Origin of the sequence: Streptomyces sp. AA4, from assembly GCF_000158875.1 — a bacterium.
Classification (GTDB): Bacteria; Actinomycetota; Actinomycetes; order Mycobacteriales; family Pseudonocardiaceae; genus Amycolatopsis.
On sequence record NZ_GG657746.1, the window covers coordinates 5,733,835 to 5,746,231 of the forward strand.

Here is a 12,397-nt window from a genome sequence, read left to right on the forward strand (position 1 = left end):
GGTCAGGAGTTCTTCGGGAACCCCAGGTTCACCCCGGCGTGCGAGGTGTCCGGCCAGCGGGACGTGACCACCTTCGTCCGCGTGAAGAAGTGGAATCCCTCCGGCCCGTAGGCGTGCGTGTCGCCGAACAGGGAGTCCTTCCAGCCGCCGAAGGAGTAGTAGCCGACCGGGACCGGGATGGGCACGTTCACGCCCACCATGCCCACTTCCACCTCGTTCTGGAAGCGGCGCGCCGCCCGTCCGTCGGCGGTGAAGATGGCCGTTCCGTTGCCGTAGGGGTTGGCGTTGATGAGCGCGAGCGCGTCGTCGAAGCTCGTCGTGCGCGCGACGGACAGCACCGGCCCGAAGATTTCGTCGGTGTAGACCGCCATACTGGGCGTCACGCGGTCGAAAAGCGTGGGACCGAGCCAGAATCCCTCGCCCGCGCCGTCCGCTTCCACGCCCCGGCCGTCCATCACGAGTTCCGCGCCTTCGGCCACGCCGGTGTCCACATAGGACGAAACTCTCTCGTGGTGCGCCCGGGTCACCAGCGGACCCATCTCCGACGACGGCTTGCGGCCGTCCCCGACGCGCAGTTTCCGCATCCGGTCGGCGATCTTGGCCACCAGCTCGTCCGCGATCGGCTCGACGGCGACCACCACCGAAACCGCCATGCACCGCTCCCCCGCCGAGCCGAAACCGGCGGACACGGCGGCGTCCGCGGCCAGGTCGAGGTCGGCGTCCGGGAGCACGACCATGTGGTTCTTCGCCCCGCCGAGCGCCTGCACTCGCTTGCCGTGGTTGGTGCCGGTTTCGTAGACGTAGCGGGCGATCGGGGTCGAGCCGACGAAGGAGACCGCCTTGACGTCCGGGTGCGCGAGAAGCCCGTCGACCGCGACTTTGTCGCCCTGCAGCACGTTGAATGCACCGGACGGCAGGCCCGCTTCGGCGAGCAGCTCCGCGATGAACAACGCGGCGGACGGGTCCTTCTCGCTCGGCTTGAGCACGACGGTGTTGCCGCACGCCAGCGCGTTCGGCACGAACCAGAGCGGCACCATCGCGGGGAAGTTGAACGGCGAGATCACGCCGACCACGCCCAGCGGCTGCGCGATCGAGTAGACGTCGACGCCCGTGGAAGCGTTCTCGCTGAACCCGCCCTTGAGCAGCTGCGCCGCGCCGCACGCGTATTCGACGTTCTCGATCGCGCGCGCGACCTCGCCCGCGGCGTCCGATTCGACCTTCCCGTGCTCGCTCGTCACGATCTTCGCCAGCTCGTCCTTGCGCGCCTGAAGCAGCTCGCGGAAGGCGAACAGCACGCGCGTGCGCCCGGCGAGCGACGTGCCCCGCCAGCCCGGCAGCGCGGCGGCCGCGGCGGCCACGGCCTGGTCCACCTCGGCCGGTCCGGCGAAGTCCACCTGCGCGCTGACCTGGCCGGTGGCCGGGTCGTACACGTCGCCGGTGCGTCCGGAGCCGACGACCGGCTTGCCGTCGATCCAATGGCTGATGCGGTCGGTCACGACGTCCGCTCCTTCCGGTCGGGTGTCCACGAGTCTCCGGGCGAGGCGCCCGCCTCCGCCATCGACAACGTGTACGGACTACCCCTCTCCGCCGTACAGTCTGTGCCCTGCCGGCCAGCAAGGGGGACCGATGTACCCGACCGTCGCCGAGGCGCTCGCGTTGCCGGTGCTGCGCCAGGGGTGCCCGCGCGTGGTCGCGGGCAGCACCGGGCTCGAACGGCGGGTGCGCTGGGCGCACGCGGCCGAGGTCGCCGACATCGCGCACCTGCTGCGCGGCGGGGAACTGGTGCTCACCACCGGCGTCGCACTCCCGGACGACGACGCGGCGCTGACCCGGTACGTCGCCGATCTCGCTGAGGTGGGCGTCGCGGGTCTGGTGGTCGAGCTGGTGCGGCACTGGAACGACCGGCTGCCGCGCGCCCTCGTTACGGCGGCCGAGCAACGCGGGCTGCCGCTGGTGACGCTGTCCCGCGAGACGCGCTATGTCGCGGTGACCGAGGCAGTGAACGGAATGATCGTGGACGCGCAGCTCGCCGAGCTCCGGGCGGCGGAACGGGTGCACGAAACGTTCACGTCGCTGACCGTCGCCGGTGCCGAGCCATCCGCGGTGCTGGCCGAGGTGGCGCGGCTGACCGAACAGCCGGTCGTGCTGGAAACGCTGGAACACGAAGTCCTCGCCTACGACACGGCAGGCACGGATCCGGGCGAGCTGCTGATCGGCTGGCCAGCGCGGTCGCGGGTGGTGCAGGTCGGCGAGCGCACCGGGTACCACTCGGCAGCGGGCTGGCTGGTCACCGTCGTCGGCGCGCGTGGGCACGACTGGGGACGGCTGGTGCTGGTGTGCGCCGAACCGCCGCCGCATCGGTATCAGGTGGTCGCCGAACGGGCTGCGTCCGCGCTCGCGGTGCACCGTCTCGTCGCGCGCGACTCCGACACTCTCGAACGGCAAGCACACCGCGCGGTGTTGACCGAACTGCTGAATTCGCCCGCGCCGACCGCGGAAATCCTCGCGCGCTCTTCCGCGCTCGCCGTGCCGTTGACCGGACGACAGTTGGTCGGCCTCGCGGTACGGCCGCGTATTACCGCCACGGCGCGGCCAACGCTGTCCACGCCGCCGCTGCTGCGCGAACTGGCCGAAGCGACCGCGCTCGCGACGCGACGCGCGAAGGTGTCCGCGCTGGTCTCGACCGACGAAACCGCCGTACGCGCGCTTCTCGCGCTCTCGCCGGAAGCCAACGCCGACGCCGTACTCGAGCGCTTAGCCACCGACATCCACGACGCGCGCACATCCGCGCCAGCCGCGCTTGGCGTCGGCACGACTGTCACAGGCCCCGCTGAAGCGCACCGTACTTTGGTCGAAGCAGCACATGTCGCTGCCGCTGCTCTCGACGAGGACGACGGACAGCCGTTGCACCGTCTCAAAGATGTTCGGCTACGCGGCCTGCTGCACCTTCTCGCCGACGACGAGCGCGTACACGCCTTCGCCGCTCGAGAATTAGGCCCGCTGTTGGAACGCGACGCCGCCTCCGGCAGTCGCCTCGTCCCGGCCTTGCGGCACTACTGCGCACACGGCGGCAACAAGTCCGCCGCGGCCGTCGCCGCCCACACTTCGCGGACGGCGTACTACCAGCAGCTCGCCCGGATCGAACAGGTGCTGGGAGTGCGATTGGAAGATCCGGAGTCGATGTTGTCGCTGTACGTGGCATTGCTCGCGCACGACCTCGGCGCCGCCACCCGTCCGAGCGAGGAAAACCCACCCGGACGAGGAGCACAGTGATCGGGTTCGCGGCGCCGATATCCCTCCCATGGTGTTCTCTTCCTTCGCTCCGGTCGCAGCTGCCCTGCTCGGGTTCGGCGGCCTGGCCGCGCCGCACGTCCCGGAGTCCATGCTGCAGCTGACCCTGCACGAGACCTCCGGGCGCGTCACGAGCGCGACCCTGACCTGCGACCCCACCGGCGGCACGCACCGCCACCGCGACACCGCCTGCGCGACCCTCAAGGCGGTCGACGGCGATTTCTCCCGCATCGCGCCGCACCGGCAGAAGTGCACGATGATCTACTCGCCGGTGGACGTCACGGCGCTGGGCAGCTGGCGCGGCACGCCGGTGACGTACCGGGCGACGTACCCGAACAAATGCGCGGCGGACAGCCAGTCCAACGGGGTGTTCGCGCTCTAGCGTCCGGCCGCTCGCGACCGCGGCAATCGGTTCCGGCGACCCCGGGGATCGGTTGCCGCGGCGGACAATTCGGTGGGACTCCGTCGCGATTCCGCCTAGGCTGCGTCGTCGTGCTCACCCCGACGACCCTGCGCGAGCTGTACTACGCGGTGCACGGCTACCCCGGCTCGGCGTTGTTCTCCGACGTGCTGTCCCCGTGGCTCGACGAGCACGCCGTCGGAATGCGCGAAATGCTGGCCCCGCTGGCAGTCTGCGGACAATGGCAGCGCACGGAATACGTCTGGGGCGATCTGCTCGAGCAAGCGTATGCGCTCAGCCGGATCAGCGACCTCCTGTTGCTGGGCTTCCAGTCCGGTCTCCCGGACGGTGCCGAAACGCCGTTCGCGCACCACCTGCACCTGCCGGAGCACGACGTGCGCGTCACGGCCGACGAGTACGTCCGCTTTTTCTCCGCACTCGGCATGCGGCGCGTCGAGGTCGCGCGGTTCGATCCGTTCTTCCACGAGATCGCGGCCGTCGAGCAGAGCGGCGATCCGGAAGAGCCGATCGAGATCGTCGCCGAGCAGTGGCCGTGCTTGATGTTCGGCGAACTGCTGTTCGTCCGCGCGGGCGTGCGCGTGCGGGCCGGGGAACGCCACGCGAAAGCCGGGCTCGCGGACCGGTCGACGCTCCAGGAATCGTTCCTCCGCCGCCATCGGCCGACCAGCGACGGATCGCTCGGCTGGGGCCACAATTCGCAATGGAAGACCGACTTCCGCCGCGACTACCTGACCGCGGACGCCTACCGGTTCCACGTCGACGCGAACGCGGACATCGACCACGAGAGCCCGTTCAGCACCGCGGAGCTGACTCCGGCGGAGCGCCGCGACCTGGTCCGCCACCGCTGCGCCGTCACGCCCGCCTCGTACCTCCCGGAGGTCGAAGAGCCCTCGGCCGACTGGCGGCTGACCGTGCCCCGGAACTGAACCCGTCACGCGCACGGCTTCGCCTGGACGATCTCCCTGGCCCGCGAACGGCTCAAATTCCAGGCAGGCCACGGGTCGTCGGGCAGGGAACCGGCGAGCGGACGCAACAGGCAAGCCGCGTCGGGACGGCGTTCCGCTACGACTGGGGCCACATCGGCGGAGAACCGGCTCAAGTAGCGGATGTCGAGCGGCTTGCCTTCCGCCGCCCGGTCCAGGTTGGCGGTCGTGATCGCCGCTTCCGGGTTCACCGCGGCCAATCCCAGCAGTGCCAGCGCGGCGGTCGCGATCGCCGCCCGCGGCAGCCAGCCCGCACGGAGCGTGCCGAGCGTCGCTCCGATCAGGACGAACACCACGCCCAGCCAGATCTCGCACACCTCCACCAGCAGGCGCAGCACGGTGAATCCGTAGGCCTGCTGGTATGTCCACATGCGACTCAACGCGGACAGCACGACGACCAGGCTCAGCACGGTGAGCGCGCCGAGCAGCACCCGCAACACCGTCCGGTCGGCGCGGGTGGTTTTCGGTGCCCAGCGCAGTGCCGCGGCGACGATGCCGAGGGTCAGCACGGTGCAGGCGCAGAGTTGCCAGAAACCGCCGCGCGCGTAGTCCGCCGAGGTGAGGCCGTCGGTGCGGAGGACGTAGCCCGTGCCGCCGAACAGAGCGGTCGCCTGCACGCCGACGTACGCGGTGAACAGCACGGACAAGGTGCCGAGCAGGGACGTCCACGACAGCCGCTCGCCGAACGTCGTTGGCTGGTTTTCCTTCTCAGGCAAGGGATCCGAAGCGATCAGGAAGACGGCCGCCATCGCCGCGAAACCCACGGCGAACACCAGCGCGCCTTGGACGACCGAAACGGGACGCACTTCCGGAACGAGGTCGCCGACGAACTGCGCGAACCGCGGATCCGCGCTGATCAGCAACGGCAAGAACACCACGAGGACCAGCCCGGACAGCAGAACCGCCCCGAGGACCCGTCCCTGCCGCCGACCGGAACGGGGACCCCGGCGGAACAGCCACGGCACCGCGCGGAACGCTTCGAGCGGGACGGCGAGAACGTCGTACGTCGTGCCGTGCACAGTCCGCTTGCCGACGACCGCGAGCGACGCCGCGACTGCCGCCGCGAGCGCGCACAAGGCGAACAGCCATTCCGCCGCCCGCACGGCTCCGACCGCGAGCAGCGCGATCGCCAGCAGCGCCCACGCTGCCTGCCGCCACCGCCTCGTTCCGTTTCTCGTGCCGAACCGCCGCGCGCACGCCAAGAACACCGCGGTCGCGATCAGCAGAGCCAGCACCCAGCCGATCCCGGGCCGGTCCACCGGCACGACGACCGCCCCTGCGACCGCGACCGCCAGCGCGGCCGGTTTCGCCCCGGCAGGCACCGCGGATTCGGCCCGCTCGAACAACGGCCGCGGCCCCGGCTGCCGGACGACCCGCACGACCCAGGGCGGAACGGCATGGGCGGGGTGCTGCTGGATCTGCTGGGACATGAAACCTCTCTTCGCGATAGCAAACAGCTGAATGTGTGATGGGCCGCGGGAGAAACTCGACGACCGCAATTGCTCGGGAGGGTGCTGCGGAGGCGGCTGGCGTGCGGGAGTTCCCGCCCGGCCGGTGCGCGATTCGGCGGTCCGTGAGGGGAACCCTGACGGAATCAGAGTCCGTCAGGGTTCCCCTCACGGACTCTGACGGAGACACGCAGCACGCCCTCGACGAGAACCCGGCTCCAGAACCGACCGCCTCCGGGAAACCCGGATCAACGACCGCCATGCCCGACACCCGCCGCCAGGCGGGCGCCGTCGCCCGGCACCCGAACCGCCCGCCGGAATCCACCACCGTCAACCACGCCCGAGACGCAGCCCCCAGCAGGCAACGTCACCCGGGCTGCGAGCCCACCACCGCCAACCACAGCCAAAGCCGAGCCTCAAGCAGCTGCCACCCGGACTGCGAGCCCGAACCCGCCACCGCCGACCGCGCCCGAAGCCGAGCCTCAAACAGGCAACGTCACCCGGACTGCGAGCCCACCACCGCCGACCGCGCCCGAAGCCGAGCCTCAAGCAGGCAACGTCACCCGGATCCGGCACCCCGGCCCGCCACCGCCGCCTGCCGGGCCTCCCCCGGGAAGCGCCTCGACCGGCTCCGGGTCGACCACCGCGACGGTTCCTCCGTGCAGTTCCACCACCCACCGCACGATCGCCAGGCCCAGTCCGGTCCCGCCGCCTCCGGCGCGTTCTCCCCGGGTGAACCGCTCGAACACCCGGTCCCGGTCGGGTTCCGGAATACCCGGCCCCTGGTCGTGCACCTCGATCCGCGCTTCCCCGGCCTCGACCCGCGCCAGCACCGCCACCTCTCCCCCGGCCGGGCCGTGCCGGGCGGCGTTCTCCAGCAGGTTCAGCACCACCTGGTAGATCCGCTCCCGGTCGGCGGGCACCGTCGCGCCCGGCGGGGTCACCGAAACCGCGAACCGGACTCCCCGGCCCGCCGCGGCGGCCATCGCTTCCGCCTCCGCGGCGACCTCGGCCAGCAGGTCCTCGAGGTCGACCGGCGACCGGTCCAGCGGCATGGTCCCGGCGTCGATCTGCGACAGGTCCAGCAGCTCAGTGACCAGCCGCCCCAGGCGTTCGGTCTGGTGCAGAGCCGTGCGGAGCGTCGCGGGATCCGGCGAGGCGACGCCGTCCACGAGGTTCTCCAGCACGGCGTTCAACGCGGTGATCGGCGTCCGCAGCTCGTGCGACACGTTCGCGATCAGTTCCCGGCGCTGGCGGTCCGCGGTGGACAGGTCGGCGGCCATCTGGTTGAACGCCGCGGCCAGCGAGCCGACCTCGTCGCGGGCGGTGGCGCGGATCCGGCGCGTGTAGTCGCCTTTCGCCATCGCCCGCGCGGCGGCGGTCATCTCGCGCAGCGGCCGCGTCATGCCGTGCGCCAGGACCTGCGACGTCAGCAGCGCGATCACCACCGCGGTCACCGTCGTGCGCGGCGGCAGCCAGCCGATCTGGTAGCGGAAGAACGCGAACGCGATCCCGCCGGACGCGACCATCAGGATCGCCAGTTTCAGCTTGATCGAGCGGATCCCGTCCAGCGGCCTCGGCAGCACCTCGACGGCTTTCGCGAAAAACGGCTTCACGCCGGAACCTCCAACGCGTACCCGACTCCGTGCACGGTCCGGATGAGATCGGCCCCGAGTTTCCGCCGGAGAGCCTTGATGTGGCTGTCCACCGCCCGGGTGCCGGCCCCGGTCGCCTGCACGTCCCAGTCCCACACCTCGCTCAGCAGCCGTTCCCGCGGCTGCACCGCACGCGGCCGGCGCGCGAAATGCACCAGGAGATCGAATTCGATCGGCGTCAGCTGGGCGGGTTCGCCCCCTCGGCGAACCCGCCGTTCCGCGATGTCGATCTCCAAGTCCCCCAGCACGATCCGCTCCTCCGCCGCGGCCGACGAGCGCTCCACCCGGCGCAGCAGCGCCTGGATCCGCGCGGACAGCACGCGCATCGAGAACGGCTTCGTGAGGTAGTCGTCCGCGCCGACGCCGAGGCCCACCAGCAGGTCGGTCTCGTCGGCGCGGGCGGTGAGCATCAGCACCGGCACCGGCCGCCGCGCCTGGATCCGGCGGCAGACCTCGAGACCGTCGAAACCGGGCAGCATCACGTCGAGAACCACCAGGTCGGGACTGGTCGCCGCCTCCGCCTCGACCGCCGCCGGACCGTCGTGCGCGACCGTCACGGAGAACCCTTCCGCGCTCAGCCGGGCGTCGATCGACGCGGCGATGGTGAGGTCGTCCTCGACGACCAGCACCCGTCTTCCCCCGTTGTCCATGCCGCCGACTTTAGGCAATCGCCGTGGAGGCCGTCCGGGCGAGATGTGGAGATCCGGTGGAGATGTTTCCGCCGTTTTGCCCCCGGATGTCGGCCGTGTTGTGACGTACGTCATGCACTTTCGCGCGGTCCGGCGCAATCGACAGACTGCGCCGAGGGCGGCCGAACAGTGAACAGTCTGTCTCTGCCCCCGGCCCCCGCCCGGCGCGCAGGATTCCGCAATGGAGCCGACGACACGTGAGCACAGCCGGGTGGACCTCGGCGACGTGCGGGCGCTGCGGGGCAGCCGGTTCTTCAACGACGAACTGGCCCCGGTCCCGGTCGAGAAACGGACCTGGACGACCTACAACTATTTCGCGCTCTGGATGGGGATGGCGCACAACATCCCTTCGTACGCGCTGGCCGCGTCGCTCATCGCGCTCGGCATGAACTGGCTGCAGGCGCTGATCACCATCACGATCGGCAACCTGATCGTGCTCGCGCCGATGCTGCTCAACAGCCACGCGGGCACCAAATACGGCATCCCGTTCCCGGTGTTCGCCCGCGCGTTCTACGGCCTGCGCGGCGCGAACCTCGCCGCGCTGCTGCGCGCGTTCATCGCGTGCGGCTGGTTCGGCATCCAGACCTGGGTGGGCGGCGAGGCGATCTACGTGATCGTCGGACGCCTGGCCGGATCCGGCTGGCGCGATTCGGCGGTGCTCGCCGGGCAGCACTGGACGCTGTGGCTGTCGTTCGCGGTGTTCTGGCTCGTGCAGATGCTGATCATCTGGCGCGGCATGGAGGCGGTCCGCAAGTTCGAGAACTGGACCGCGCCGCTGGTGTCGGTCGGGTTCCTGATCCTGCTCGGCTACGTGCTGGTCAAGGCGGGCGGATTCGGCCCGATCCTGCACGACGGCGGGAAGCTCGGCTGGGGACCGGGGTTCTGGAAGGTGTTCGCGCCGTCGCTGATGGCGATGATCGCGTTCTGGTCGACGCTGTCGCTGAACATGCCGGACTTCACGCGCTTCGGCGGCAGCCAGCGCAAGCAGATGCGCGGCCAGATCCTCGGGCTGCCGACGACGATGACGTTCATCGCGATCGTCGCCATCCTCACCACGTCCGGCGGGCACGTGCTCTACGGGCAGGACATCTGGGACCCGGCGCAGCTGGCGGACAAGTTCTCCAGCCCGGTCGTGGTGGTCGTCGCGCTGATCGCGCTGGTGCTGGCGACGATCTCGGCCAACCTGGCGGCGAACGTCGTCAGCCCGTCCTACGATTTCTCGAACGCCTTCCCGAAGCGGATCACCTTCGCGCTCGGCGGCCTGATCACCGGTGTGATCGGCATCCTGATCCAGCCGTGGCGGCTCTATTCCGACCCGGACATCTACATTTTTGCCTGGCTCGGCTTCTACGGCGGCCTGCTCGGCGCGGTCGCCGGGGTGCTCGTCGCCGGGTACTGGGTCGTGAAGCGGACCCGGCTGAAGCTCGCCGACCTGTACCTGGAGAGCGGGCAGTACTGGTTCACCGCGGGCTGGCACTGGCGTGCGCTCGTCGCGACCCTGATCGGCGCGGTGCTCGCGGTCGGCGGCGCCTACGGCGGGCCGTTCCCGGCGGACGGGCTCATTCCTTTCCTGAAACCTTTGTACGACTACAACTGGGCAGTGGGATTCGTCGGCGCCTTGATCGCCTACACCCTGTTCAGCCTTCCCTTGAACGCGCACCGGAACGAGGAGGAAACCAGTGTCTGACACGGTCCGAGCCGGCTTGATCCAGCAGCGGTGGACGGGTGACAAGGAATCGATGATCGCGAACGCGGTCGACGCCGTCGGCAAGGCGGCTTCGCAGGGCGCGCAGGTGGTGTGCCTGCAGGAACTGTTCTACGGCCCGTATTTCTGCCAGGTGCAGGACGCCGATTTCTATTCCTACACCGAGGCGATCCCGGACGGCCCCACCACGAAGCTCATGCAGGAGGTCGCCGAACGGCACGGCGTGGTGCTCGTGGTGCCGATGTACGAACAGGAACAGCCGGGCGTCTACTACAACACCGCGGCGGTGATCGACGCCGACGGGAAATACCTCGGCATGCACCGCAAGAACCACATTCCGCAGGTGAAAGGCTTCTGGGAGAAGTTCTACTTCAAGCCGGGCAACCTCGGGTATCCGGTTTTCGACACCGCGGTCGGCCGGATCGGCGTGTACATCTGCTACGAACGGCACTTCCCCGAAGGCTGGCGTGCACTCGGGCTGGCCGGGGCGCAGATCGTGTTCAACCCGTCGGCGACGAGCCGCGGACTGTCGGAGTATCTGTGGCGGCTGGAGCAACCGGCGGCCGCGGTGGCGAACGAGTACTACGTCGGCACGATCAACCGGGTCGGCGTGGAACCGCTGGGCGACAACGACTTCTACGGCCAATCGTACTTTGTGGACCCCCGCGGCCAGCTCGTCGGCGAGGCGGCTTCGGACACCGAGGAGGAGATCGTGGTCCGCGATCTCGACCTGGGCAAGCTCGCCGAGGTCCGCGACCTGTGGCAGTTCTACCGCGACCGCCGCCCGGACACCTACGGCCCGCTCGCGGAGGCCTGATGAGTGTCCTGATCTCCGGCGGGCAAGTAGTTTCGCCGTCCGGCGCGGTCGCCGCCGACGTGCTGGTGGACGGCGAAACCATCGCGGCGGTCGGCGCGCCCGGGACGCTGACCGGCGACGAAACTCTCGACGCGACCGGAAAGTACGTGCTTCCCGGCGGAATCGACGCGCACACGCACATGGAAATGCCGTTCGGCGGCACGCATTCCGTCGATTCCTTCGAGACCGGCACGATCGCCGCCGCGTGGGGCGGCACGACGACGATCATCGACTTCGCCGTGCAGGCCAAGGGCACCTCGCTGTTGTCCACTCTGGACAAGTGGCACGCCAAAGCGGACGGCAACTGCGCGATCGACTACGGGTTCCACATGATCGTGTCGGACGTCAACGACTCCACGCTGAAGGAAATGCGGGCGTGCGTCGACGGCGGCGTCGGCAGTTTCAAGATGTTCATGGCCTACCCCGGGGTTTTCTATTCCACCGACGGGGAAATCCTGCGCGCCATGCAGCAGGCGCGCGAGATCGGCGCGACGATCATGATGCACGCGGAAAACGGCATCGCGATCGACGAACTCGCCGCGCAGGCGGTCGCCGCCGGGCACACCGACCCGGTGCAGCACGGTCTCACCCGGCCGCCCGAGCTGGAAGGCGAGGCGACCTCCCGGGCGATCCGGCTCGCCCAGGTGACCGGATCCCCGCTGTACATCGTGCATTTGTCGGCTTCGCAGGCGCTCGCCGCGGTCGCCGAGGCTCGGGACAACGGGCAGAACGTCTTCGCCGAGACCTGCCCGCAGTATCTCTATCTGTCCATTGAGGACCTGGCGAAACCTGATTTCGAGGGTGCCAAGTTCGTGGCTTCGCCGCCGCTGCGGGAAAAATCGCACCAGGCGGACCTGTGGCGCGGCCTCCGGACGAACGACCTGTCCGTGGTTTCGACCGACCACTGCCCGTTCTGTTTCAAGGACCAGAAAGAACTGGGCCGCGGCGATTTCCGGGCGATTCCGAACGGGATGCCGGGCGTCGAGCACCGGATGGACCTGCTGCACCAGGGCGTCGTCGCGGGCGAGATCTCGCTGGGCCGCTGGGTCGAGACGTGCTCGGCGACGCCCGCGCGGATGTTCGGCCTGTACCCGCGCAAGGGCGTGATCGCGGCGGGTTCGGACGCGGACATCGTGGTGTACGACCCTTCGGCCGCGCAGACCCTCTCGGCGGCTACGCACCACATGAACGTGGATTACTCGGCGTACGAAGGGTTTTCGCTCACCGGGAAGGTCCACACTGTCCTGTCGCGCGGTCGCGTCGTGGTGTCGCCGGACGGATTCCACGGCAGCCCTGGACACGGAAAGTTCTTGTCCCGCGAACTCAATCAGTATCTGAATTGAGGGTTT

Annotated in this window: 10 protein-coding genes; 6 read left to right on the plus strand and 4 right to left on the minus strand. The window is 69.6% G+C overall.

Going from position 1 to position 12,397, the window contains the following annotated elements; genetic code table 11:
• Positions 1-2 precede the first annotated feature (2 nt).
• On the minus strand, positions 3-1,496 hold the full coding sequence (locus tag SSMG_RS26210; protein WP_009080976.1) for a CoA-acylating methylmalonate-semialdehyde dehydrogenase: 1,494 nt from the start codon (positions 1,494-1,496) through the stop codon (positions 3-5).
• 130 nt (positions 1,497-1,626) lie between these two features.
• Between SSMG_RS26210 and SSMG_RS26215 the strand changes: the two genes are divergently transcribed.
• From SSMG_RS26215 to SSMG_RS26225, 3 genes are all read left to right on the plus strand, one after another.
• Positions 1,627-3,273 (plus strand): PucR family transcriptional regulator, encoded by a 1,647-nt coding sequence (locus tag SSMG_RS26215; RefSeq protein WP_009080978.1) that lies wholly within the window; start codon positions 1,627-1,629, stop codon positions 3,271-3,273.
• 31 nt (positions 3,274-3,304) lie between these two features.
• Entirely contained in the window at positions 3,305-3,673 is a 369-nt protein-coding gene (locus SSMG_RS26220) for an SSI family serine proteinase inhibitor (RefSeq protein WP_286156977.1), read from the plus strand.
• 110 nt (positions 3,674-3,783) lie between these two features.
• Positions 3,784-4,638, plus strand: a complete 855-nt coding sequence (locus SSMG_RS26225) for a hypothetical protein (RefSeq protein ID WP_100266886.1) — start codon at positions 3,784-3,786, stop codon at positions 4,636-4,638.
• 5 nt (positions 4,639-4,643) lie between these two features.
• On the opposite strand, the gene SSMG_RS26230 is transcribed toward SSMG_RS26225, so the two are convergent.
• From SSMG_RS26230 to SSMG_RS26240, 3 genes are all read right to left on the minus strand, one after another.
• Entirely contained in the window at positions 4,644-6,125 is a 1,482-nt protein-coding gene (locus SSMG_RS26230) for a DUF4153 domain-containing protein (protein ID WP_009080981.1), read from the minus strand.
• A 563-nt stretch (positions 6,126-6,688) separates the two neighbouring features.
• Complete coding sequence (locus SSMG_RS26235) at positions 6,689-7,759, minus strand: HAMP domain-containing sensor histidine kinase (RefSeq protein WP_009080983.1); 1,071 nt, start codon at positions 7,757-7,759, stop codon at positions 6,689-6,691.
• Complete coding sequence (locus SSMG_RS26240; protein WP_009080985.1) at positions 7,756-8,448, minus strand: response regulator; 693 nt, start codon at positions 8,446-8,448, stop codon at positions 7,756-7,758. Before SSMG_RS26240 ends, SSMG_RS26235 begins: the two co-directional genes overlap by 4 nt.
• Positions 8,449-8,668: 220 nt before the next feature.
• On the opposite strand from SSMG_RS26240, the gene SSMG_RS26245 reads away from it, so the two are divergent.
• Genes SSMG_RS26245 through hydA form a run of 3 tightly spaced genes read left to right on the plus strand, consistent with a single transcriptional unit; the run spans position 8,669 to position 12,391 of the window.
• Complete coding sequence (locus SSMG_RS26245; protein WP_009080987.1) at positions 8,669-10,174, plus strand: NCS1 family nucleobase:cation symporter-1; 1,506 nt, start codon at positions 8,669-8,671, stop codon at positions 10,172-10,174.
• A complete protein-coding gene (locus SSMG_RS26250) occupies positions 10,167-11,009 on the plus strand; it encodes a nitrilase-related carbon-nitrogen hydrolase (protein WP_009080989.1) in 843 nt (280 codons plus the stop codon). Before SSMG_RS26245 ends, SSMG_RS26250 begins: the two co-directional genes overlap by 8 nt.
• The gene (hydA, locus tag SSMG_RS26255; protein WP_037714916.1) at positions 11,009-12,391 is read left to right on the plus strand and encodes a dihydropyrimidinase; all 1,383 of its coding nucleotides are present in this window, start codon (positions 11,009-11,011) and stop codon (positions 12,389-12,391) included. Before SSMG_RS26250 ends, hydA begins: the two co-directional genes overlap by 1 nt.
• The last annotated feature ends 6 nt before the right edge of the window (positions 12,392-12,397 follow it).